This window comes from Rhodopirellula sp. J20-39 (genome assembly GCF_057365095.1).
Map to the genome: position 1 here is coordinate 1,481,748 of NZ_CP195123.1, position 24,092 is coordinate 1,505,839.

At 55.2% G+C, this 24,092-nt stretch carries 16 protein-coding genes; 8 read left to right on the forward strand and 8 right to left on the reverse strand.

Features of this window, described 5'->3' with window-relative positions:
* Positions 1 to 69 precede the first annotated feature (69 nt).
* The 3 genes from sufB (at position 70) to ACR3ZL_RS05430 (ending at position 3,796) form a co-directional block, all read left to right on the forward strand.
* Positions 70 to 1,476 carry a Fe-S cluster assembly protein SufB gene (gene sufB / locus ACR3ZL_RS05420; RefSeq protein WP_283432722.1) on the forward strand — a complete coding sequence of 469 codons (1,407 nt, stop codon included), beginning with the start codon at positions 70 to 72 and terminating at the stop codon, positions 1,474 to 1,476.
* Between the two features lie 203 nt (positions 1,477 to 1,679).
* Positions 1,680 to 2,993: a Fe-S cluster assembly protein SufD gene (gene sufD / locus ACR3ZL_RS05425; protein ID WP_473648905.1), complete on the forward strand. Its 1,314-nt coding sequence runs from the start codon at positions 1,680 to 1,682 to the stop codon at positions 2,991 to 2,993.
* A gap of 11 nt (positions 2,994 to 3,004) precedes the next feature.
* On the forward strand, positions 3,005 to 3,796 hold the full coding sequence (locus ACR3ZL_RS05430) for a 2-phosphosulfolactate phosphatase (RefSeq protein ID WP_473648904.1): 792 nt from the start codon (positions 3,005 to 3,007) through the stop codon (positions 3,794 to 3,796).
* Here the strand turns inward: ACR3ZL_RS05430 and dusB are convergent.
* The 4 genes from dusB to ACR3ZL_RS05450 all read right to left on the reverse strand — a co-directional run bounded on the left by dusB (position 3,793) and on the right by ACR3ZL_RS05450 (position 9,391).
* Positions 3,793 to 4,857, reverse strand: coding sequence for a tRNA dihydrouridine synthase DusB (dusB, locus tag ACR3ZL_RS05435; RefSeq protein ID WP_473648903.1), 1,065 nt, complete (start codon positions 4,855 to 4,857; stop codon positions 3,793 to 3,795). The genes ACR3ZL_RS05430 and dusB overlap by 4 nt on opposite strands.
* Before the next feature lie 173 nt (positions 4,858 to 5,030).
* Positions 5,031 to 6,785: a TIGR03545 family protein gene (locus ACR3ZL_RS05440; protein ID WP_473648902.1), complete on the reverse strand. Its 1,755-nt coding sequence runs from the start codon at positions 6,783 to 6,785 to the stop codon at positions 5,031 to 5,033.
* On the reverse strand, positions 6,782 to 7,687 hold the full coding sequence (locus ACR3ZL_RS05445; protein WP_473648901.1) for a TIGR03546 family protein: 906 nt from the start codon (positions 7,685 to 7,687) through the stop codon (positions 6,782 to 6,784). The genes ACR3ZL_RS05440 and ACR3ZL_RS05445 overlap by 4 nt, the downstream gene beginning before the upstream one ends.
* A gap of 426 nt (positions 7,688 to 8,113) precedes the next feature.
* Positions 8,114 to 9,391: an MFS transporter gene (locus tag ACR3ZL_RS05450; RefSeq protein WP_486173567.1), complete on the reverse strand. Its 1,278-nt coding sequence runs from the start codon at positions 9,389 to 9,391 to the stop codon at positions 8,114 to 8,116.
* A 335-nt stretch (positions 9,392 to 9,726) separates the two neighbouring features.
* Here ACR3ZL_RS05450 and ACR3ZL_RS05455 point away from each other — a divergent pair, with 335 nt between their 5' ends.
* The 5 genes from ACR3ZL_RS05455 to ACR3ZL_RS05475 all read left to right on the forward strand — a co-directional run bounded on the left by ACR3ZL_RS05455 (position 9,727) and on the right by ACR3ZL_RS05475 (position 14,533).
* On the forward strand, positions 9,727 to 10,542 hold the full coding sequence (locus tag ACR3ZL_RS05455; protein ID WP_473648899.1) for an ABC transporter ATP-binding protein: 816 nt from the start codon (positions 9,727 to 9,729) through the stop codon (positions 10,540 to 10,542).
* On the forward strand, positions 10,542 to 12,395 hold the full coding sequence (locus tag ACR3ZL_RS05460; RefSeq protein WP_473648898.1) for a hypothetical protein: 1,854 nt from the start codon (positions 10,542 to 10,544) through the stop codon (positions 12,393 to 12,395). Before ACR3ZL_RS05455 ends, ACR3ZL_RS05460 begins: the two co-directional genes overlap by 1 nt.
* Positions 12,396 to 12,544: 149 nt before the next feature.
* The gene (locus tag ACR3ZL_RS05465) at positions 12,545 to 12,952 is read left to right on the forward strand and encodes a tellurite resistance TerB family protein (RefSeq protein WP_473648897.1); all 408 of its coding nucleotides are present in this window, start codon (positions 12,545 to 12,547) and stop codon (positions 12,950 to 12,952) included.
* Positions 12,953 to 12,966: 14 nt separating this feature from the next.
* Entirely contained in the window at positions 12,967 to 13,587 is a 621-nt protein-coding gene (locus tag ACR3ZL_RS05470) for a phosphopantothenoylcysteine decarboxylase domain-containing protein (RefSeq protein WP_473653396.1), read from the forward strand.
* Between the two features lie 22 nt (positions 13,588 to 13,609).
* Positions 13,610 to 14,533, forward strand: a complete 924-nt coding sequence (locus tag ACR3ZL_RS05475; protein ID WP_486173257.1) for a dihydroorotate dehydrogenase — start codon at positions 13,610 to 13,612, stop codon at positions 14,531 to 14,533.
* A gap of 46 nt (positions 14,534 to 14,579) precedes the next feature.
* On the opposite strand, the gene ACR3ZL_RS05480 is transcribed toward ACR3ZL_RS05475, so the two are convergent.
* From ACR3ZL_RS05480 to ACR3ZL_RS05495, 4 genes are all read right to left on the reverse strand, one after another.
* The gene (locus ACR3ZL_RS05480) at positions 14,580 to 15,368 is read right to left on the reverse strand and encodes a hypothetical protein (RefSeq protein ID WP_486173258.1); all 789 of its coding nucleotides are present in this window, start codon (positions 15,366 to 15,368) and stop codon (positions 14,580 to 14,582) included.
* 490 nt (positions 15,369 to 15,858) lie between these two features.
* On the reverse strand, positions 15,859 to 19,095 hold the full coding sequence (locus ACR3ZL_RS05485) for a hypothetical protein (protein ID WP_473648894.1): 3,237 nt from the start codon (positions 19,093 to 19,095) through the stop codon (positions 15,859 to 15,861).
* A gap of 340 nt (positions 19,096 to 19,435) precedes the next feature.
* Entirely contained in the window at positions 19,436 to 23,719 is a 4,284-nt protein-coding gene (locus ACR3ZL_RS05490; RefSeq protein ID WP_473648893.1) for a sulfatase-like hydrolase/transferase, read from the reverse strand.
* A 159-nt stretch (positions 23,720 to 23,878) separates the two neighbouring features.
* Positions 23,879 to 24,043, reverse strand: coding sequence for a hypothetical protein (locus ACR3ZL_RS05495; RefSeq protein ID WP_473648892.1), 165 nt, complete (start codon positions 24,041 to 24,043; stop codon positions 23,879 to 23,881).
* Between the last annotated feature and the right edge of the window lie 49 nt (positions 24,044 to 24,092).

Consider the following 24,092-nt stretch of genomic DNA (forward strand, 5'->3'; position numbering starts at 1 on the left):
CTCCGTTGATTCACCGCGAGCAAATCGCTTTTCTACCTCCGCTCATCACTCCAATCTCTAGGCAATCCCATGGCAACTGACGTTACCGAAAAGCCAGAATTCGACGAAATCAATAAGTACAACTTCCGCACCGAGACCACGGGTGTTTTCAAAGCGGAAAAGGGTATTAGCGAAAAAGTCGTTCACCAAATCTCTGACATCAAGAACGAGCCCGATTGGATGCGGGAGTTCCGCTTGAAGTCGTTGGCTGAATTCGAATCACGCCCGATGCCCAAGTGGGGCGGTGCGTTGGATCTTGATTTTCAAGACATCTATTACTATCTCAAGCCGACTCAAAACCAAGAGAAGTCTTGGGACGATGTTCCGCAAGAGATTAAGGACACCTTCGATAAGCTCGGAATTCCGGAAGCGGAGAAGAAGTTCCTCGCCGGTGTGAAGGCTCAGTTTGAAAGCGAAGTCGTTTATGGTTCGCTTCAGGAAGACTTGCACAACCAAGGCGTGATCTTCACCGATACGGACACCGCCGTTCGCGAGCATCCCGAATTGCTGCGTGAGTACTTCGGTACGATCATTCCACCGACGGACAATAAGTTCGCTGCCCTGAACAGTGCGGTATGGTCGGGTGGTTCGTTCATCTACGTGCCTAAGGGAGTTCATATCGAATTCCCACTGCAAGCGTATTTCCGCATTAACGCGGAAAGCATGGGGCAGTTCGAACGTACGTTGATCATCGTCGACGAAGGTGCCAGCATTCACTACGTCGAGGGCTGCACCGCGCCGATGTACACAACGGAAAGCCTGCACAGCGCCGTGGTGGAAGTTGTCGTCAAGAAGGACGCTCGATGCCGCTACACGACGATCCAAAACTGGGCCAATAACATCTACAACTTGGTGACCAAGCGAGCATACGCTTACCAAGATGCGACGATGGAATGGGTCGACGGCAACCTGGGCAGCAAGCTGACGATGAAGTACCCCGCGGTTCACATGATGGAACCCGGTGCTCGCGGCGAGATTCTGTCGATCGCTTTCAGTAGTGCTGGACAACACCAGGACGCAGGTGCCAAGTTGGTACATGCGGCTCCGAACACGACTGGCCAAATTGTTTCCAAGTCGATCAGTAAGAATGGCGGCCGCGGTAGCTATCGCGGTTTAGTGCGAGTCGAACCAGGTGCTCACAACAGTAAGAACAGCGTGGTTTGTGACGCATTGATTCTGGATGACCAAAGCCGCAGCGATACCTACCCGTACATCGAAGTGCTTGAGCAAGATGTGCAGATCGGTCACGAGGCGAGCGTGTCACGTATCGGCGAAGAGCAAATGTTCTATCTGCTTTCACGTGGACTGACTGAGGCCGAAGCGAGCACGATGATCGTCAACGGCTTTATCGAGCCGCTCGTCAAAGAGTTGCCGATGGAATACGCCGTCGAAATGAATCGCCTGATCCAATTGCAAATGGAAGGCAGTGTTGGCTAGTGGTCGCTTGGCCGATGCCAACCCACGACAAATGCCTGATCCTGAATCCCTGACCATAGCCTGGACCGATTGTAAGAGCCCGCCGCCGGGCCTCGTCGTAAAGGCTGATCGCAAACCCCGTCACACGGGCTTTCAAGGGAACTGATTTCTGGCGCTGCCATGCTATTACCGCTAACTGACATCTGAATACTGACATCTTTTTCATGACTGCTACTACTACCCAAACCTTCGACGCTGTTGGCTTCGAAGCATTTCTCGAAACTCGCGCCGGCGAGCCGGAGTGGTTAACCACCCTTCGCCGTGATTCGTTCTCCCACGCTGATGCGATGGATTGGCCCGAGCGACGTAGCGAGGAATGGATTCGTACCGACAACCGCATCTTCCAGCTTAAGAAGTACTCGCCACCTGGCGTGGGCTCCGACCTAGCCGACATCCCTGACGTGGCTCAACTTCGCGAGGGAATCGATCCCGGTGGAGTGATGACGACCGTCGATAGCCGCATCACGTCCGAGCACTTGGACGACGAACTGGCTGCTAAGGGAGTTCTGTTCGGAAGCCTGGAACGTTACTGTTCGGAAACGCCTGACCAAGTCCGTCCGTACTTGTACACGGTTGTTGATCCGGATTACGACAAGTTCGCCGCGCTGCATGCCGCGTTTTGGTCCGGTGGCCAATTCTTGTACGTTCCCAAGGGGGTCGTACTGGAGAAGCCGCTTTACATCGGTTCGGTCATGACCGACGGCGGAAGCGAAACGTCCCACACCTTGATCGTCTTGGACGAAGGTGCGGAAGCGACTGTGATTCACGAGTGCAACAGCGTGAACACCGAAGCCGGCGGACTGCACATGGGTGCGGTCGAGATTATTCAAAAAGGCAACTCGCACCTTCGTTACGTCAACATGCAAGAGTGGGGTCACAAGACCTATCACTTCGCGCACCAGAAAGCGACCGTTGATCGTGATTCCACTTTGCAGTGGACCGTTGCCGCGATGGGCTCGGGCCTGGCAAAGGTGAACCAGACCGTCGACTTGGTCGGTCCCGGTGCGGATTCGCAAGTCAATGGCGTGTTGTTCACCGAAGGACGCCAGCACATTGCTTATCACACGCAACAACATCACCGTGCACCAAGCTGTCACAGCGACTTCTTGTATAAATCCGCTCAACAGGACAAGAGCCGGACGGTTTGGCGTGGGATGATCAAGGTCGATAAGAAAGCCCAAAAGACCGACGGTTATCAGCGTAATGACAACCTTGTGTTGTCGAATCATTCACGTGCCGATTCGATTCCAGGACTGGAGATCGAAGCTGACGACGTGCGTTGCACTCACGGCAGCACGACCGCCAAGGTTGATGAAGAGCAAATCTTCTACGCGACTTGCCGTGGTTTCACGCGGGAAGAAGCTGTGCGAATGATCGTTAGCGGGTTCTTCCAGCAGATCTTCGACCGGATCACGATCGAAAGTGTTCGCGATGCATTGGCGTTGGCGATCGCTCGACAAGTTCGTGATTACGAATAGGCCAACGATCTGTGAATGTTGAAGTTTGGTTGTCGCCGTCCGCGGTCGCGCCATCGGAACGCAGTCATGCGGAACTGGCGGTTGTGATCGATGTGTTGCGAGCGACGACGGTTGCGGCAACGGCCATGGCCGCGGGAGCACGCTCGATAACGGCGTGCTCGTCCGTCGAGGAAGCTTTCGCAATCAAGGCGGAGGCGTCCGGCGACATGGTTCCGTTGTTGTGCGGTGAGCGTGAGTGCAAGCCAATCGAAGGATTCGATTTCGGTAATTCACCCAGCGAGTATTCGCCCGCGGGTGTGGGTGAGCGTGATCTGATCATGACGACCACGAATGGCACGCGTGCGATCGAGGCCGCCGCCAATTGCGACGGAATGTTGCTAGCGTGCTTCGCGAATCTAAGCGCCGTTGCGCAGCGGATCACCGACACGATGAGCAGCGACGGTTTGCTGCGGATCGTTTGTGCGGGAACCAACGGTGCCGTGACGGGCGAAGATGTTTTGTTGGCTGGTGCCCTGCTGGCTGTTTGTCATAAGAAACTTAGCGACACGGCACGCTTCTTTGACGGACCGCTGGATTTGATCAACGATTCCGGAGCGATCGCGTTAGCCGCTTGGCAGCACTGTATTAGCCACGACAAGGTGACCGACGCTGAAACGCTTGCGACCCGATTGTCGCTGACCCAGGGCGGGAAGAACCTCATCGCCGCTGGCTACCAGAACGATCTGGTTGATTGCGGGAGCATCGATGTTTTCGATGTCGTGCCCACTCGCCAGTCAACGGATCCGGCTCGGTTCACCCTCTAGCTCGATTGAGCCTCTTTATCCGCTGCCCGCGTGTCAGTCGGCTCTGGGACCGCTACAGGAAAGTACTCGTCGACGACCTGATGAAATTCTTCGGCGGTCGATACCTTGGCGACGTGTGTTCGAAAGAAGCGAGCACCATGTTTGCCTTGTGCATAACAGCAAGCGTACTTCCGCATCAGGATGGTTGCTTTTTCTTCACCAAAGCGATCAACAACCAATTGGTAATGTCGCAGCATCACGTCGCGTTGTTCCACCAAGGTTGGCTCTGGCGGAACCGGCTCACCGCGTAGGGCTGCGGCTGCTTGAGCGAACAGCCAAGGGCGACCGAGGCAGGCACGGGCGATCATGACGGCGTCGACGTCGTAGTTCTCAAACGCGGCGAGTACCTTCTCCGCACTGTCGAGATCTCCGTTGCCGATCAGCGGGATGTTTCTAAGATGCGATTTGATTTCGCCGATTCGGTCCCAATCGGCGTTACCTCGGAACATGTCAGCCGCCGTACGCCCGTGAACGGTCAACGCGGCCGCACCGGCCTCTTCGACGACCTTGGCGATCTCGTTGCAGTTGATGTTGTCGGGATGGCACCCCAGGCGGATCTTGGCCGTCACGGGTGTTGGCGAGCACGCCTCGACGAGCTGGCTGATGATGGCGTGCATCCGCTGCGGTTCACGCAACAGATAGCTTCCGCTGTGAGCCTTTTGAGTGACCTGGCGTACGGGGCATCCAAAGTTGATGTCGACGATGCTGACCTGGTACTCCTCGACCAGTCGGCGGCCCACCTTGGCCATGGTCTCGGGATCGTTGTCCCAAATCTGAACCGCTAGCGGCCGGGGTTCATCAGCGACGCCCCAAAGCCGATCGGGATGTTCGGCTTCGTTTTCGTCCATCCAGACAAAACCTCGGGCGTTCACCATCTCGGTCGCCAACAATCCCGCGCCGCCAAAGTCTCGCACGATTTGGCGGAAAGCCGCGTTGGTAAAGCCCGCCATGGGAGCTTGCAGGATCGGCGGATCGATGACGAGGTCACCAATTCGGAGCGGGGCAATTTCAGTAACAGGCATGGTTCAGGCGGATGGGAAACGGTGTAGACAGGAACCCCACATGCATAAAAAAAGCAGGGTCTTGAACCCTGCTTAGGATGACAGCCGATCGATCGGAATGCCAGTATTGAAAATCAAATACCGGTGCCGAAACCGAGGAATTTCAACCACCCCGATGTCGACCGGTAGCGGATCTAGCGTAGGCTTTTGCCAAACGCGGTTCGCAATTTGCCCAAGTAGCTGTCGGCGTCGCCCACTTCGGATAAGACCTTTTGGCTCATTTCCTCGATGGATTGATCCGCCTTCGCTAGCAAGCTTTGAGCTTCGTTTTGTTGGTTGGACATCCATTCGCGAAGTTCGAGCATTTGTTCGCGGTGAACATCTTCGACCTTGGCCGTCAGCTTGGCTTTGTTGGACGCTACTTGCTGAGCGATCACTCCGCGGGCAGCATCGTTGAAGACACGGCCCAAATTGGTGTTGAGATCCAAGTCCATATCACGCCAATCGCCTCTGAATTGGGCGTCGACTTCGATCGTGTCGACGTTGGCCAAAGACTGATTCATGCTCATCACGGCGGACGAGGTGGCGGCTTTGCCAGCGACGTCGAGGTGCAAGTTCACGCCAACTTGTTTGCTGACTAGGCGACCTTGAACCGTTTCGCCGCGACTGTCCAGTTGAACCCACACTTCGCGTTGACCGCCGGAAATTGCCAACCCAGCTTTCTTGCGATCGCCCAGACGCATCGTGTCCGCTTTCATCTGCGGCCAGTGGAGTGTCAGTCGATCCAGTTGCTCGCCTTCGCGACGATCACGGGTGTAATCGACTTGGACCGTTTCAGGACCTTCCAACAACAAACGTGCGCGGGTTGGAGTTTCGAGTAGTTGTGGTTGTGGGGTCATGTTTTCGACCACACCAGTCAGGGTGTAGGCTTTCCCGTCGGCTCGCATCAGACCCGAGACTTCGCATTCGCGGATCAGCATTTCGGGCCGTCGCGAGCGTCCTAGGAAGTCGAAGTCTTCACCGCGAATTCGCTCCGCGTCAGGAGCCACCACGGTGTAGTTCGCCAGCGTGCGTCCACCATCCAGATAGCCGCGTAATTGTGCTAGTGATTTGCGGATCTCCGCAGTGATCAGGTCGACACCGAAGTTCTTGGAGTCGGCTAAGTTGCCAGGGACGTATTGGTCGACCATCGCGAGGTCAGCTTGGCGAGCTTGTTCCAAACGTTGCAGGTCAGCTCGCATTTGATCGGGAAGTTGATCCATTGCTTGACGAACGACAAGCAGGTCTTCACGAGCTTGGCGAGCTTCATTAAGCGTGCGTTCCAGTTCAGGCCAATCACGCAGAGGGTTATCGATTCCCTTCGCGGCATCACGGATGGTGCGAACGCGCTCTTCTAGGTTGCGAGCTCGAGTAACGAGCGTTTCGTATTCCGATTTCCACTTGCGACGAATCTCGTCACCCGTGCGAACCGTTTGCAGGTTCTCGCCCATCGATTCGACTTGGTCGCCAAGACCTTCGGTGGCGTTGGCTAATAGCTTTTCGATCATCGATCCAGCGCCGTCCGAATCGGTAGCCGGAGCTTCCTCTTCATAGTGGCCAGACAACTCACGTTGGGATCCGATTTCGAGGCCCGAGATTTTGCCCTGGCTGATCACCCAACGTCGACGCAACAAGGCGTCACCATCGATGACCAAGTCCACCGAATCGGCGGCGAAGGCGTCGCGGAGTTCCTTGCCATCACGAGGATCGGCGATGTGCAGATTGGTGTAACGGATCCGCGGTGGAAACAAGTCCACTCGGGTCTTGCCGATCTCTGCTTTCGCGCCCGTTGAGGCTTCCAGTCCCGTGACGGTGATGAAGCCTGCCATCGGGCCGAGGCCCCATCGCAAGATCATCAGAATGGCGACCATGATAATGAGCCGCGTCAAAATAAATCGCCAACGAATCATGCCGCATCCTTATCTTTGGAATCTCGCAACTGGCGAAGCAAGTAATTCAGTGCTTCGTCAATTTTCTGCTGGTCGTCAGCCGACGCATTGTCAGCTTGGACATCAATGTGTGATTTGCTAGAGCCGGCCGCGGCGATCGCCACCTTGGTCGGCTGTTGCTTGGGTGACTCGGTGGAGTGAGCCGCAGGCATCGCGACGGTTTGTGCGTCGTCGATCCGGCGGACGTCGTACACGCGGCCTGAGCTGGCGATCATCGGCGAGCGTTGCGCGGTGTCGGTGGGCTGGCCTGAAGTGTTCGAGTTCGTATGTGCCGGAGTCGCTGGCCGAATATGCGGGCCGGCTTGGCGATGCGCTTCGTGGGTGCGTTGATCTGCGAAAGGTTCTGGCGTTGAGTCTTTGTGTAGCTCGCTTTTGAAGCGACTGACTTTTTCGTCTGCTCGAATGACTTCGTCTTCGTTGGCTTCGTCGAGTGCCAAGGCCCAGCGTTTGAAAACCGGATAGGTCAGCATGAAACACGGCAACACCGAAGCAAGGCCGATAACGAAACTGCCCATCACGACGGTGTTGTTCAGGTCCGTCCAAGGCACCAGCGGCAATTGCCAAGCGGATGCAAGGGCTCGTGCGACATCGGGTTGTTCAAAAATCCAGCGGCCCAGTGCGTCGAACTGCGGGTCAAGCTTGGCGGCAAAGAACGTCAGTCCCACGCCCACCAGGGCAACCATCGCGTGGTTCACTTGCAGCATCAGTACGACCAACACCATGGCCACGGCTAGCAAGTTGCCGTGAGGAATGAGCCCCAACAGCACGCCTAAGGCAACTCCCCAGGCGAGTTGAGACGGATGTTTCCGTCCCGCAATCGCCTTGCGAATGCTGCTGATGAGTTTGACGATGAACAAGATCATGTGGCCGCTCCGTTGTGGACGGGCTGTATTTGCTGGACTGGCTAGCCCCAAAGACAGCGAAGTCCATGCGGTGGATCAAAACGAATGAACGATTGTGTGATAGCACTTTCGGTTTGATCGGCATCGACAAACCAAACATTGAATACAATCGGCAAATTCGTCACCGCCAGAGCAAAGTGAACATTTGCGTCACTCGGGGCGCCGTGGATTGATCGTGAAACACTTGGTGTTCACGTTGCGTTCGAGTTTCACATGGTTTGTGACGAGTAACGCAATCGGTCTGCACCGGTTTTCAGCACGGTGGTGATCTTCGTTTGCATCTTGCCGGTGGGCGAAGCGACGCTCCCGTCCCTTTACGCAAAGGCAAGAAAGAATCTTCGCATCTCGTTCACTGCGGCGACCCGCGAATTCAACGCTGGCAATCCGCTAGTCGTCTAGACGCGTTGAGAGCGGGAGCAACAAACCAGCCGCTGCGGTAAAGAGCATCACCACCCCGCTGGCGAGGAAAGCACCATTGATGCCGATGGCGCCGGCGATCTGTCCCCAGGTCAATGAGCCAATCGCCATCGATCCAGCCATCATGGTCAGGTAGCAACCCATCCCACGGGCCCGCAGTCGAGGTGGCAATGTGATTTGGGCGGTTGCGTTGAGCGTGGTGAGGGTGGCCATCCAGCCCGCACCCATTAGCACAATGGACGGCAACAAGTACTGCCACGATGGTGAGTAGCTCATCACGATTAAACCGCATGCATATAGGCTCATTGAAGCGGCGACCAAGCGATCCGAGCCAAACCGGTGTCGCAAACGAGGCAGCATCGATGCCCCGACGACGGCTCCGGCTCCGACACACGCGACCATGACGCCGAAACCTTGTGCACCCCAGCCCAGTTGAGTCTTGGCATACAGCGGCAGCAATGACCACAGCACACTGCCGGGGATCACGAAAAGAGCAACGCCGAGCATCACGTTTCGCATCACCGAATGCCGAGCGACGAAACGAACGCCCTGGCGGGTCGATGCCCAGAACGAGCGACCACGACTGTCTTCGATGGTGGTTCGCTTCCAAGAAGCCAGTACACCGACAACACATGCGAACGTGAACGCGTTGAAGGCGAACGTGCTCCATAAACCCAGAACTGCGATCAACACGCCACCTAAGGCGGGCCCTAGGGTGCGGGCGAGATTGAAACTGATGCTTCCCAAACCGACGGCTTGGGGAATTTGAGATCGTGGCACCAGCTCGGGAATCGCTGCCTGCCACGTCGGGACATGGACGACCATCCCCAGCCCTAGCACAAACGTTAGGCCTAAGAGTCCCCAAGCGGTGATGTGACCGGTGAATGTTAAGACCGCCAGTGCGGCCGTGACCGCGAACAGCAGCCCTTGGGTCATCATGAGCAACCGTCGTTTATCAACTCGGTCAGCTAAAACGCCGGCGGGAATCGCCAAAAAAACGATGGGCAAGGTCATCGCGGTGCGAACCGAGGCCACCATTTCAGGGCTGGCGTCCAGGGTTGTCATCAACCACCCCGCGCCCACTTCGTGAATCCAGGTACCTAGGTTGGACGCCAACGACGCGAGCCAAAACATTCGGAAAAGCGGTAAACGCAGCGGTTCCCATGCTGACGCACGCGTCGAACCTTTGGTTTTAGTCGGTGTGGTTTCCGCTGGAGACCCGGATACCACGGAAGCCCCAGGTACCACCGAAGCACCGGAAATCTTCGAAGCTGGGTCCGTAGAAGACCCTGGCCCCGATGATGGGCGCTCGGATGTGAAGCCAGGCCGGGAATCAGGCGACTCAGCGTGGGGTTTTCGTGGCGGGTGAATCGTCTTGTTCATTAAGAACTATTGGATAGCGGCAACCGATGCGAGCCTTTCAGCCCGCACAATCGACCGACTTGCGAAGAAAATGGGGTCGTGCCGGTCGTTCAGGATCGATGTTTTTGGTGAAACGTTCTAGGTGGGGTAGCGTTGCGAACAGCAATACTGCCTTTCAATCTCAATGTCTATCGAGACATTCCACCCGCTGTGGTTCGGCTATGATCCAGATTCGAGATCTTCAAAAACTCTACGACGACACCCTCGCCGTCAAGAATATCAGCGTGTCGATTCCCGCAGGGGTGGTTTGTGGGCTGGTGGGCCCCAATGGTGCCGGAAAAACAACCACTTTGCGATGTCTGGCCGGTTTGCTACGACCCACTTCAGGAAACATCTGTGTTAACGGTTTTGATCCCATCACCGACGAGATCGAGCTGAAGCGAAGCGTCGCCTACGTGCCGGACGATCCGCCACTCTTTGATGACCTGACCGTGGGCCAGCATTTGGATTTCGTCGCTCGTCTGTACCAAATTCGCGATCACCGTCCAACGGCGTTCGATCTTTTGCGGCGGTTCGAGCTGATGCCGAAATATGACGCCTCGGTGACCTCGCTATCGCGTGGGATGCGCCAGAAGCTTGCTATCGCGTGTGCCTATCTAATTGCACCACCAGTCTTGTTGCTCGACGAACCGTTGACGGGGCTGGATCCGCCGGGCATTCGCATGCTGCTTCAATCCGTTCGCGATTACGTTCAAGGTGGCCGGACGGTGATTATCAGTAGCCACTTGTTGGCCATGATTGCCGACGTGTGCGACCAAGTTTGGATGATGCATCACGGCGAAGTGAAGTATCACGGCAGCACGTCGGAACTTCGACGATCCTTCCCGGAGGCGGATTCGTTGGAGGAAGCCTTTTTTGCCGCGATCGCCAAGGAGGCGGACTCGAGCGATAAAGACGTTTCATCCACGCCGATCTCGCCCAACCTAGCGGGGGTTTGCAGTGCCGTCGGTACAGCAGACTCATTGACGGTCTTTTAATGAGCATTCCACTGCCACAATCGCGGACAACGCATCCTGACACAAGCCAGTCGGTTTGGCATGCCGTGACCACCTTATGGCATCTGGAAACGATCCGTACGAGCTATCGCGTCAAACGATTTTTGGCGCGTTTGGGATCGCCTCGCCAAGCGTTTGCATCAATGTTGGCAATCGCCTTTGTCGGACTGTATCTACTGGCGGGCTTGACTGTGCTGGCGCGGCGAGATGTGGTTGACCCCAGTCGGTTGCAATTGTGGCTTTCCGGCGGCATGGTTTGCTATGCCATCTATCATGCAGTCAAGTACGCCTGGTCCAAGCCAGGCGGCATCTCGTCGGTTCCCTTAACCGGCAGTCCACTGACACCGGCGATGGGATTGTGGATTCACGGTGGTCCACTTCCACGGAACATTGTTTCGTTGCATGAAGTCGTGCGACTTGTGCCGTCAACGGCCGCCAAGACCTCGTTGTTATGTGTAGTTTTGTACCGCGACGTTCCTAGCCTCATTTGCTTGTGGATTGGTGTCTTCGCGGCATTGTTCACCTTGGAATGGATTCGGCGGCTGATCAGTCAATTCGTGGACGCACTGAATCCTCGCGAACGCAAGGTGATCCAGGGTGCTGCCGCTTTGATTGCGATCGCACTGGTAGCCCAGGTCGGGCTGCAAACCTGGAATCGGACTCCCGCCGGAAGCGATCCTGCCCAATACATGGTTTCGCTGATTGGCGAAGCCGCGGAGTTTGCCATGAGCACACCCGTGCAGTGGATGGCAACCCCTTTGATGCCGGCGTCCCATTTGGCGGTGTGCCAACCCATGCAGTGGGCAACATTGATCTTTCCTGCTGATTGGCTGGTGCTGCACTGTGCTCTTTCCTTAGCGGGGACGTTCGCGTGGATCGCGGCAGTGCTATTTGCCTATGTGCGTTTGGACCAATGGTCGTTAAGCCAGCGGCACGCCAACGAACAATTGCAACTTCAGCGACTGGTGTCGGAAACACAATCGCCGGTCGGTTTGGATGGGCGATCCCGCGGTCAAAATGCAGTCGGTCGCTCAAATCATACCGTCGCTCGAATTGTGGGCGTGTTTACCAATACAACGGCCGGTCGCCGTGCGGGTTCATCAATCAATTCTGGCATCGCAGCGATTTTCGTGCGTCAATGGCACTGTGTGGTTCGCTACCGCACCAACGTGCTTGTTAGTTTCGCGATTCCATTGCTGGTTTCGTTGTCCCCGCTGCTCACCAACGACAGTGCGTTAGCGGGCATGGCGAATCGACAGTGGATGTTCGTCATCGGCGGCATTGCTTTAAGCACATTGCTGCTCGCTCCGCCCGCGTTGCAAATCGATTTCCGGCGTGACTTAAAACGGATGTGGCTTTTGCGATCCTTCCCGGTCAAGCCGCTGGCGATGTGTGTTGCGATGATCTCGATGCCGGTGCTGATCACAAGTCTATTCCAATGGGCGACGTTGGCTTCGGCGTACGCGATTGCCGCGACGTCCGTCTATCAAGTGGCTTGGTTGGCGATCACGTTGCCGGCACTAGCCACGATGACCTTTGCGATTGAGAACGCGTTGTTTTTGATGTTTCCACACCACGTGCACGATCAAGGCATCGCGATGGTGATTCGGGCGAAGGTGACATTTCTGTGGAAGGGCGTCTTGCTACTGCTCTTTCCTGCACTTCTGTATGCCTGGACGCTGCTTTGCGTCGCGCTGATCCCGGCGGAATGGTGTCCCGCGGTCGCGTACGCGGGAAGTATTCTCGGGTTTTGGACGCTGGCGGGGATTTCGATCGCCGTTTGCGTTTGGGCCTGGAAACGGTTCGATCCGGCTGCGGACACACCTGCGGAATAGCCAAACGGCGAACTCGGTAGCCGTCACTGAAAGTCTGGCGAGAAACCGCTGGACGAATCGGGGAGTGTGGTACTCGGGAAGTTCTCTTTTGTTAAGATAGCGACTTTCTTCTCGACGATTGATTTCGTCCCCCTTGATAGCCGGAATCGATGAGCGAGCAATCTTATACCCAGCGACAGCGTCAACTTCGCAATCTCGTTGTCATGGCGCTCGCGGATGGCTCGATTGGCCAACGTGAGGTCGATCTGGTCGGCGAACGATGTGTGGAATTAGGCTTTGGCCAAGCCGAACTGGAATCCGCGTTGTCGTTCGGTCTAGGCGACGATGCCGCGTTGGAATTGCCCGCAGATCCGGAGCAGCGAGAAGAACTGCTTGCCGATTTGATTCGCATGATGGCAGCCGACGGGCATCTCGATGAGTCGGAAAAACGACTCTTTGCGCTCGCCGCGGCGCGAATGAACATCCCCTTGGATCGGTTGAACCAATTGATCTCAGTCGTCATTCGCGACCCTGCGAATACTCGTCAGCCATCCAGTGACGAAGGCGAATTGGCGTGACGAAGGCTCGTATTCTGATAACGTCAGGCCCTACACGACAATATCTCGATCCGGTTCGGTATCTGACTAATGCGTCCAGCGGACGAATGGGGGCGTCTTTGGCCGAAGCAGCATTAGCCAAGGGACATGATGTGGTCGTGGTTTCCGGACCGGTCGCGGTTCGTTATCCCGATGGTGCTGAAGTGATTGACGTTGTCACCACTGACGACATGCTGCGGGTCGCAGGTGAGTTGTTCCCCAAGTGTGACGGGGCGATCGGTGCGGCGGCACCGTGTGACTACATGCCCCACCAAGTCTCTAACGAAAAACTGTCTAAAACCGGACGCCCGATTCAGTTGGAACTAATCGAGACACCGGATGTGATCGCCCAGTTGGGACAATCCAAGCGGGCCGACCAGTGGGTTGTTGGATTCGCTTTGGAAACCGATGACCGGCACTTTCGAGCAACTGTCAAGCTTCAAAAGAAACACTGTGACCTGATGGTCAGCAACGGTCCCGAGGCGATTGATGCCATGGACAATCATGTCGAACTGCTCGACATTCAAGGCAAGATTATCGAGACCATTGAAGGCGACAAGCCGCATGTCGCGACTCGCCTAATTCATCACATTCATGACCGCTTGATCCAGCGTTAAGCCACTTCATTTCTAGATCCTTATGTCAACTGAAATATCCATTTCACTGGAAACGACGCTCGGTCGTTTAACGCTACCCAATCCAATCATGGTGGCTTCGGGCACTTTCGGTTACGCCCGCGAGATGGAGCACATTGTTGACTTGCATCGCCTGGGCGGAATCTTGCCTAAGACGATCACGGCGGAGCCTCGAATTGGTAACGCACCGTGGCGAACAGTTGAAACGTCCGCGGGCCTGCTCAACGCCATCGGACTGGATAACGACGGTGTCGATGCTTTTATCGAACATCACCTTCCCTATCTAAGTACGCTTGCCGCCCCGATCGTGGTCAGCGTCGCCGGGCGAACGGTGGAGGACTTTACGGAGCTGGCACGCCGCGTCGGTCAATGTGAAGGTGTAGCCGCAATCGAGCTGAACCTGTCATGTCCCAATGTTAGCGGTGGGATCGACTTTGGAACCAATGCGGAATCGTGCGAGCGAGTGGTGGCATCGGTTCGTGAAGCGACTGAAACACCGATCCTTGCCAAGCTGACACCCAACGTGACCAGCATCGCAGCAATCGCTGCCGGTGCGGCGAAGGGCGGAGCGGATGCGGTATGTTTGATCAATACCGTCTTAGGTATCGCAGTCGATTGGCGAAAGCAACGACCGATCCTCGGTAACGGCATGGGCGGATTAAGTGGGCCAGCGATCAAACCAATCGCACTGCGATGCGTTCATCAAGTTCGTCAGGCGGTTGAGATTCCGATCATCGGTATCGGCGGCGTTGCCTCGTTGGACGATGTGATGCAGTTCATCGTCACGGGGGCTTCGGCGATACAAATCGGTACCGCGAACTACTACGATCCAAAATTGTCGATGCGTTTGATCGACGAGTTGCCAGGCGCTCTTCGAGAGATCGGCGCGAGTTCCGTTGCCGAAGCAGTCGGGACTCTACAAAAGTAGCGGTCGGCTCGGCAAATGCCATTCGTCAGCCGCGAGATTGCAAATGCTAGCGGGTTATCGTTTCGTCGCTCTGTGAAGGTCTGCGGTAGGAAACGAACTGGTGAATGCTTCCTCTCGGCGAGTATTCGACAGGCGCTTCGGTGCCTGCTCGGCCGCCAAGTTGCAACTGCCCAGCGACCAGACAAACCGATTCAATCACAAGTGGCTGAAAGGCAAAGTGTGGATCGTCTTTTGGGACCGTGACCAAAGCGATTGGTCCGCGATCGGTGAAGTCCCAACGAATGTCGAGGTCACCCATCGCCGCTTCTTTGCTGATCCGGCGAACGAACGGTTCGAGTGGCAAAGGCAACGCTCCGGCTTTTAAATCCGATAATGCGATCGCCAGCATGTTAGGCTCTTCAGTCATCTCAACGCTTAACTTGCATGACACGACGGTGTCCCAGCGTTTGGACTGATAACGAGCGGCCGCGAACAGTTGTCCGTTTTCAATCGCGATCGCAGGCGCACTCACACCACGCGTGCTCAAACGCTTGAAGCGTTCTGGCAACTCCGCCTGCATCCAAGCGTTGATCTCTTCTTCAGAAAAAGAAGCATTCCAAAAAGTGTGTCGTGCTGCTTCATCGCGTGCTCGATCAACATCATGTTGCAGAGTCGTGCGAGCGATCTCACCAACGGGGCCGGACTGGTTCCTGGCCCGCGTATAGAACTCCGGGATCCGCCGAGATTGCGACCATGCCCACCATGTCGAGGCACCGACTGCGCCGCCCAAAAACACCACCGCACTCAACAATCCGAGCGACCATTTGAGAACGCGTTTCTTTTTGCAGTGCTTCATGATTTGAACTCAACCAAGGCAGAAAAACAAAAATCTCGGGTCGCAATGTAACACAATGTTTCATGCGGTTCGGTTCTGACAAGCGTTATCCACAGAGCGGGTATCGGACCAGCCTGCTGTGAACAGCCCTCGACAAATAACCTTTCGCAAAACGCTCAAAAGTAAGCCGTTGCATCGGCGCACTTTGATCGCTTCACGTCTTCAATCCACCGCCTTGTAACCAATTAATTACCCACACAACCGTCTGGCTTTTCAGCGTGCCGTCATCAAACGGTCGTATTGAAAATACAGATGTTGACCGAATTTGCTAGTTCAGAATTCCCGCTAGGCTCAACTTCTAAACGACACGAAACCGGAATAAGTTCAAAAGCATCGAATGTTCAAAAGTGCCGGACGGTGTGATGCACCGACTGAAAACTTCTTGAGCTACTTTTGGGCTGCCTAATCCTCGTGTCTCTAAAAGTTCTGTGTGTTTAAAACTCGGGTGTCTTCAAAAGCGTAGTGCAGAGGGAACCCAGCGGCGAATCCGTCGGGAAATCGATGTCGGTTTGTCGTCCGGAACGTTCTCTTGCTTCTTGGGTTGAGCTTCCTGTTTCGGCGGAGTCGCCGGTTTGGCTTCATCAGATGCTGCGTTCCACATCGCCTTGGGAAAGGTCGGGACAGCGGAGCTAGGGAAGCGAGAACTTTGGTCAGATTGGTTCGATTGATTTTCAGCAATTCGTGACGGGCTCGATTGCGGTCCCCAGTCACCTGGACGTGTCGTTGAATTGCTTTCGGCCGCCAACGACGATTGATGCGTCAATGAAGAAAGAGGAGTGTCCTTCGCGACTCTCAATAGTTCTTTGGCCCAGAAGTTTTTTAGCAAGCGGGCTGTCGATCTGAGTTCAGCGTGTTGCAAACCTTGGACGGCTAAGTAGGCGAGGCTTTGCAGTTCGGATCGTTCCGCTTGGCTAGCGAAATAGTCGGTCACGACAATGTCGTCAATCCAAACCGATGAATCCGACAAGTTGTCGATTGCCAAATGCAATTCGCTATCGCAATTTAGGTCCATGTCCAACCACTGCAGCACAATCCGTTCGGATTGCCACTGACCATTGGCGGGCACATTGATGGTTTCCGAATGCCGGACAGGCTTACCGTTGCATTGCCCTTCTAATGCGACACGCAGTGGTAAAACCGCGGGCGAAGATGTATTCGCTTTGTTCTTCGAAGCGGCTGAATTGGAAGAGGAACTTGCCTCGCCAATCGCAGTGCTACTTTGAAGCGGTGCTTGGCCACGGACGGTTAGGGCAACGCCCAATCGGCCGGTTTCCGGTGGTGTGATGTCGCGACTGATTAACCACGCGGTTGCCCCGCGAGCATCTTTGCCGCTGAGTCGCATGGACTGATTTCCCGCATGACGGACCATGTGATCGATCTCGACCGCACCGGCCGGGTGCTGGGAATGCATCCAACCTGGAACGCCGACATCATAGGGAGTTTCAAATCCGCCATTGGTTAACAGATTGCGACATGTTTGTTCGCTTGATGTTCGGTCCAGCGATTGTGTTTCAGAGGTTGTGTCGGGTCGGGAATGGCCGAGTTGCTCTAAAGCGGTAGTGGACGGTGCGTTAGCTGACGCCGAAGATTCGCTGGAACTGGACGCTACGGAATGCCCGATGCTCCATCGATCGGAAGACCAAAACGAGGCACCCCAAGACTGCGTGCGTTGCGTTCCTGATGAACCGCGGTCAGATGCTTGGTGAACCCATTGGCGTGGTTGGCGACTTTGTTTGGCCCAAGATTGCGATTCACTAGTTTGAGATGTCGGACGCTTGGTCATGCTGGCCAGTTCACCTAGCAAACCAAGGTGCGACACGATTTGAGTGACCTCGCTGGTAAGCTTTGCGACCGCTTGCGAGCCACCGTCTATTTGAGCCAGGTAAGCAAAATCCTGAGTAATAGGATGGTTGGTTTGGCAAATCGTAACGGCCATCGGGGCCAGTACGATGGTCGAACCCATGCTAGAAGCAGTTGGACGGGTAAGTGGCAGGTCCGCCACAACCGAATTGCCCGACGGTTCCCAAGTAACCGTCTCACCTAGCGGAAGTGTTACACGCGTCGCCCACGGGGCTCGGCTGATGCACACAAGAACCGTTTTGTTTTTGATCTTACTGCGACGGATTTGGACTAACCCAGCACCTGGGCGACTGGACGAGGATGAGTCCGGTGCGGAGGAACCAGCTGTAGCGTTCGTACGTGACGTAGCACTTAGCCAATAAGAATCTGATTGCCAACAAGTACGCCAAAGTTGCGTGGCATGCTTGATTGAGATCGATTCAGGCAACGTGTCTTGCACCAACAGCGACTCGTCCACGATCAAACCATGGCGGTCGATTGATTCGGAGGCTTGAAACTGTACTACCCAGGAGCACCAGTCGGTTAACCAGGTTTGTGATTGAAATTGATTGTCTTTTTGAATTAGCGGGGAAGCGGGAACCGAAACCGTCTCGTTATTGGAATCGACTGTTTGCGGCTTCCATCGTCTCGGTTTGGACCCGAACCAAATCACGTCGGTATCGGTTGCAGCGTGCATTGAGGGTGCAAATTGTCCGCGCAAAGAACTTGGTGAGTCTCGGCGGAAATCGGCGACGGAATAGGTCTTCCCATCGCGGGCTTGAATCTCAATCGATTGAGGTGGCTGTCCCAGAATGCTGGGGGCGGCTTCGACGTCCTGAACATGGCCCACCACGAAACCCATTTGTTGGGCTTTGGCGACGACGTATTGGTTTTCGATCTGTTGAGCTGCGATTGCCTCGATTTCCGATGGCGTCGTTTTGCTCGTCTGATTGGTAGCTGGTTTGGATTTTTCGACCAAGATCCCGGTCGCCTGAATGGACTGAATCGCTTGCAACCGTGTGTCAACGTTGCTTAAACGCGACGCCCATTGTTGGGCTGGCGTGGAAGGATTATTGCTGTCTCCTGGAACAATCCAAGCCAGCGAGTTTCGTAGAACGTCTCGGTTTTCGTGGTCATTTTTCCCATCACGAATGAAATTCGATGTGCTTCGACCTTCCGTATTCCAGTGCACAAAAAGTGGACGCTGACTCGTTCGTTCCGTGATGGGTAACAGTTGGCTGGCCGTACTCGGTGGAGTCGTCAGACCGTCGCTGCTTGTTTCGCTGGGCAAAACGATCAATGGCCACGAATACGACGTGTCGGATTCGCCTGCTTCGCGATCCCAAGACAGCAATTGAGTCCATCGCTTGTCTTCTTTGGACGGTTCGACACGAATCTCATAGACGCCAGGTGCCAAAACTTGGCTCAGTTCGCATTCTCCGAGAAATTCGAGCGTAGTCGATTTGGAATCCGAGCTTGTTTGTTGATTGCCCGATTGGGTTGGCAGTGAGTCTGTAACACCGACTGGTGTCTCGCATTCAACCGCGACCCGTTCAATGAGCCGATTGCCTGATGCCGAGGTTACCGATAGTTCCCAGTTTTGCAGGGACGGGAAAGGAGCGTTTGTGCTGGCGGCATCTGTGTTGGTGGACTCGCCGGATTGCAGCGTCCATTTGATGGGTTGCAGATCCGTTTGAACGACGCTTGGAAGCGTGTCGCTGGACGTCAGGTTGCGTTGGACTTGCTTGGTTTCAGCAGGCCCGCGACCTGCTTCGTCCGTTTCCGGCGAATCCGCCCAAACTAGGGGCGATGATAGCGAAGAAAAATTGTTGGTGGCAGGAAATTGCATCGCGAGAAAGGCGATGACAATTATCGAGCAGAGACGCGAGAAAGCGTTTTGGCGAAGTATCTTTCGTGACGGAAATGCTATCGGCACGGCAATCCTATTGCTTGCCCATCCTGGGCCATGAGAGTGCTCGCCCGTCCTGGGCAATGAGATTGACTGACTTGATAGTTGCGAGCCTATCCAGAAGTGCAGGTCGATCGCAAGAGCGTTTACCTTGCCCACCATGGGACTTCGCCCCCCAAGTAGCCTCTCGCGAGTTCCCCGAGTATCGACGCAAATAGGCGTTCAGAGCCGGAGCCCTGAGCCACCTATATTACGAAAAACAACGTGATTTACGTGCTCGCTACCGGTAGACAAACTGTGCCGTTACTGTGGCCGCCTCGCTGCTTCGAAGCCGAACCCAGTGGGCACTGAACGATGTCGGGAACGGGAAGGTGACCGCTTTGCCCGCCTCGACCTCGATTTTCTTGTAGGCATGGAAGCCCGTTTGGTGATCAAAATCGACTTCGATCGTGATCACCGTATCGGTGTCCGATGACACTGTCAGGGTTTTCGAATCGTAGCCCGTCATTAAATACGGATCCGATGGCTCGCCAGCGGCAACCTGAGTGTTCTTCCATGGGCCACCAACGCCGACGGGCTTTCCGAATTTCCAAAGGTCGTCGATCCCGCCAAACCACAACCCAACGTCTTTCGCATCGTCGATGAAGACGTGACCGTCCGCTTTGGCGTCTTGGCGAACACCGGAAAGAACCAGCAAGCCATTCCATGTGCAATAGTCGCTGATCTGTTTGTTGTGGCTGGCGACCGGACGCATCAGTTCGAACGCAGGCGGTTTGCCGTTAAGCAACAAAGGAACTTCATAGAACGTGCCATGAATGTTGGCGAGATGACGTTCCGATTCGACCTCCCGCGAGTCGCGTGGCCAACCCATGGCGAACGGTTTGTCAAAAGCGGCGTGGCCCTTGGGCAAGCGAAGCTTGTGTCCGTTGTACGTTAGGACCACCGACGCCGCGTCGACGGTGAACTCTGGCTCGACCGCGAGTCGATTGCGAAGTTCTTCATCGATGGGATCGGCTTGGAACTCGAACGTGGCTTTTCCGAATTCATAGAAGCGATCATTGTCGGCGATCACACGCAGGTTGCGGTTTCGTTTGGCCGGATAGGTGCGCGAAGCTAATGCGTTGTCGGCATCCACATCGGCCAATCCAGCGAACAGAGTTTCACCCTTCTGGGGATCAGCGAACTTGGATGTGGTTTGATGCATCACAGCGGTCGCGACACAGTCACGATTGGTTGTCAGTCGCAGCCATGTGGCATCGAAGTCGTTCGGGAATGAATAGGAGATGTATCCGTCCGCTGGCACTTCGATGTTGCGATAGTTTCGCCACTGGCCGGTTCCCTCGGTATCGACTTGCAGATTGAAGGTCACCGGTGCGTCTGAGCTTGAAGTACTATCAGCCTCCGAATTAGGTCGTTTAAGAGTCGCTGACTCCAAAGCTTCGATTCGCAAAGCCTTCCCACCACTGTCAACAAAAGCGGCGTGCGGTAGACCGTAGGAGCCGGGTCGGTGTTGGTTATCGTTGGCAGGAATCGTCACCGTTCCGGCTGGGAAGTCGCGTGTGTAAACCATGTCGGACACATCCCCGTGCTGCCACGTGATGGACAGGTCAGTCGTTTGCCATAGACGACCCGGGTTCTGGTTGCCGCGACCGTCGACAGCGAGGTAGACGGTGACGGGAAGGTTGGTGTGGAACGAGAATCCCGTCGCCGGTTTTCTCCAATTGCCTCGCTCCGTCGTCACCAGTGGCAACGCGGCGAGTTTCGCGGGCAACGGTTCCATTGGCATTTCACCAGCGACTCGCATCAAACGTGACGCTTTTTCGACTGGTCGTCCTACCGAAAGGTGGATCACTCGTCGGTCGAAACCAGCAACTAAGTATGGATCTGAAGGAGTGTTGGCGGTCACGTTGTCGCCGATCCATGGACCACCATAACCGCTCGCTGGCCCCCAATTTTCAAGTTCTTCAGCATCGCCAATCCACAGATTTGTTTGTGGTTGTCCGGCTAGCGGGTTGCCCTGGATGCTCGTTTCATCCGTTGCCAAAATCAGCTTGTTATTCCAAGCACAGAAGTCTGGGATGTATCGCAGGTGGCTGCCGATCGGTTTCAAACCTGCGGTATTGTCGGCGGAAAACGATTGGGGGAAATCATAGAACATGCCGTGCATGTCCATCATCCAACGACCGTCAGTGATCTCGCGGATGCGAGGCCACTCGGTATACCATCCATGAAATGCGTCGTTGCACAACGCTGCCTTAGGCAACAAGTAGGTCGACCACTTCCCTTCGTCAAGCACCTTTAAACGCACGCTACGTCGATCCCAACCCATTGTCCAAATAGGATCATCGCCATCGCTGCCTCCGGTGATTCCCTTGGGACCGGTGACCTCAGTGAACTGACGGCGTTCGATGATCTTCCAATCTTTGCCGTTGTATTCCGCCAAGACGCCCCGTTCTTCCTTGTGTTTGGCTTTTCCACCGACAAGTAAGTCGTTGTAGTTGCCCGCGTGTAATTCGCCGTTGTTAGATATGACCAACCGACCTTGCGAGGTATAGCCGCCCTTACCGTGCCAACCGGGAACCGGTTTCTTAAATAGACGCTTGACCGCAAGGGTATGCACGTTGGCTTCCCAAATGCTGCCTTCCATGTCGATGTAATAGACCATGTTGGCGGGATCGGTCAGGTGCCGAGCGATCGCAGTCACACGCATTGGCATGTCTTTGGGCGAGATCACGCGAATGTTGCCGCTCTCGTCGATCAAGTAGTGAGCGATCAGCAATTGCTTGGACTCTTCGTGAATCATTCGGCCCGCTGGTGTACCGCCAACGCTCTCGGGATGAATCGTCAAATCTTTGTAGTCTGCACTGATCGAATACAGCTTATGCTCGCTGCTATGTTGATGAGGAGCGTAGTTGACCATCCAGAGTTGATCGGCCCAGGGCACAACCGCTCCGATGCCGCATTCGTTATGTCCAGCTTTGTAGTGACCACCGTTTTGGCTGTAGATGCCGTACGCGGTCAGGTGCGGATAGATGCCGCTGATGTGAATGTCGTTCCGAGGTTTCGCAGGTGGCGTGGCGGAGATCGTTGGTGCCGGAGCATCATTCTCGTTGGTCGAACGGTTCGTACTCTTCGTTGTCGCGGAAACGGGTTGCTTGGCAACGCGATGCGAAGGCTCGAGTCGTTTCCGCTGCGTCCGCAGTTCGTTCGACAATTGTGCGACGACGGATTGGTGCTCGGAGCTGTTCGCCAGATTCTTCAATTCCACCGCGTCGGACTGCAGGTCGTAGAGTTCGGCGAAGCGACTGGTCGAAGATTGGTCGGTTTGGGTTTCGATGTATTTCCAGCGATGGTTGCGGATCGCCCACAACGGTTGGCTTCCTAATTGCGGTGTGGGGGCCTCATAGAGGAAGTTCTTTCGCCAATCGTCAGTCGGCTTTCCTTGAACCAACGACAATAGACTACGACCATGCAATTGTTTTGGAATTTCGATGCCAGCCAGTTCGTAGATCGTTGCGGTCAGATCGATGTTCAAAACCAGTTGATCGAGAACCTGAGACTGTGTGCCCGGACCGGCGATCGCCATTGGCACTCGCATGGATTCTTCGTAAGGCAGCACCTTGCTGGTCATACCGTGCTCGCCGAGCATCCAGCCATTGTCGCCCATGAAGATAATCCACGTGTTCTCACGAACTCCCAATGCATCCAATTCGTCGATCACACGTCCGACTGCCGCATCCATCTGTTGAACGCTGGCGTAGTAGTCACGTGTATGTCGGCGAATGTTGTCGGGGTCTTGGTACCCGTATTTGAGTGCTTGAGTTCGATTACGGGACGACTTCAGGTACTGCGGCTTACCGGCAAGATTGTCGTTCCATGATTCCGGTAGCGTTACTTTGTCTACATCGTACTGGTCCAGGTAACGTTGTTTCGCGGGCCAGGTGTGTTTGCCGTCCATGTGCGGCACCTGGGTGCACATCCATAGTGCAAACGGTTGCGATTTTGTTTTGGCTTGACGCATGAACCGAATCGATTCGCTTGCGGTAACGTCATCCACGAAGCCAGGTATCTTTATTGACTTGCCATCAATGTTGAACACGCGGTCGTACCAGGTACCATTGGACCAACAGGTCGAAGCGAATTCGAAGCCACATTCGTGTGGCTTGGTGCCAAGGTGCCATTTGCCGGTCACCCCAGTCGCATAGCCGACATCACCAAGTGCATGGGCGAATGTGATCTCACCAGCATGAAGCTTGGTTTTTCCGATCGCGGTCACACCATTGGAGCTGCCGTATCGCCCGGTCAGGCAAGCGGCTCGGCTGGGTGAGCAAATCGCCAGAGTGACGAATGCATCGGTGAATCGGGTTCCCTGTTCTGCGATCCGGTCCAGGTTTGGCGTTTGGATGCGTTGATCGCTCGACGCTCCATAGCTGTCGGATCGGTGATCATCGGTCAAGATGAAAACGATATTAGGTTTCGTCGGCTCCGCCATGGCGGTCGAGAAAACGCTTGTAGCGAAAAACAACAACGTCAGTAAAACGGGTGTTTGTTTTTGGCAATTCATGAGAGTTCCAAGGCGGGATTGGGGCTGGAATCAGGCGGGCGACGTGGCGTTGGGAGACGCCCCGTTAATGAAATCATATGCCGCGACGGTTCAGTGTGCCGCCGCGGCATCGGCTTTTACAGATCAAGACAGGAGAGACTTAGCCTCTCGTAGCCGGTATCAAGGGCCTTTTTCGGACAGCATTTTTTGTTCGGTCGCTTCAATTTCAGCCTGCAGGTCAGCAGGTGCTGATTCAACGACAGTGTTCTCTCCGCCGTTTCCGCAGCCAGTCATGGCGAGCGGAAATAGGACAAAGCAAAGGCACGCAACTTGATGGAATTTCATAGAGATACTTTCACGAAATGGTGGGTGATCAACGCGGGTGACATACCAC

Bases quoted from the DNA above. Each gene is read 5' to 3' on its own strand.
- sufB (WP_283432722.1), top strand. From the start codon at position 70: ATGGCAACTGACGTTACCGAAAAGCCAGAATTCGACGAAATCAATAAG.
- sufD (WP_473648905.1), top strand. From the start codon at position 1,680: ATGACTGCTACTACTACCCAAACCTTCGACGCTGTTGGCTTCGAAGCA.
- dusB (WP_473648903.1), bottom strand. From the start codon at position 4,857: ATGCCTGTTACTGAAATTGCCCCGCTCCGAATTGGTGACCTCGTCATC.
- ACR3ZL_RS05440 (WP_473648902.1), bottom strand. From the start codon at position 6,785: ATGATTCGTTGGCGATTTATTTTGACGCGGCTCATTATCATGGTCGCC.
- ACR3ZL_RS05445 (WP_473648901.1), bottom strand. From the start codon at position 7,687: ATGATCTTGTTCATCGTCAAACTCATCAGCAGCATTCGCAAGGCGATT.
- ACR3ZL_RS05455 (WP_473648899.1), top strand. From the start codon at position 9,727: ATGATCCAGATTCGAGATCTTCAAAAACTCTACGACGACACCCTCGCC.
- ACR3ZL_RS05460 (WP_473648898.1), top strand. From the start codon at position 10,542: ATGAGCATTCCACTGCCACAATCGCGGACAACGCATCCTGACACAAGC.
- ACR3ZL_RS05465 (WP_473648897.1), top strand. From the start codon at position 12,545: ATGAGCGAGCAATCTTATACCCAGCGACAGCGTCAACTTCGCAATCTC.
- ACR3ZL_RS05475 (WP_486173257.1), top strand. From the start codon at position 13,610: ATGTCAACTGAAATATCCATTTCACTGGAAACGACGCTCGGTCGTTTA.
- ACR3ZL_RS05480 (WP_486173258.1), bottom strand. From the start codon at position 15,368: ATGAAGCACTGCAAAAAGAAACGCGTTCTCAAATGGTCGCTCGGATTG.
- ACR3ZL_RS05485 (WP_473648894.1), bottom strand. From the start codon at position 19,095: ATGCAATTTCCTGCCACCAACAATTTTTCTTCGCTATCATCGCCCCTA.
- ACR3ZL_RS05490 (WP_473648893.1), bottom strand. From the start codon at position 23,719: ATGAATTGCCAAAAACAAACACCCGTTTTACTGACGTTGTTGTTTTTC.
- ACR3ZL_RS05495 (WP_473648892.1), bottom strand. From the start codon at position 24,043: ATGAAATTCCATCAAGTTGCGTGCCTTTGCTTTGTCCTATTTCCGCTC.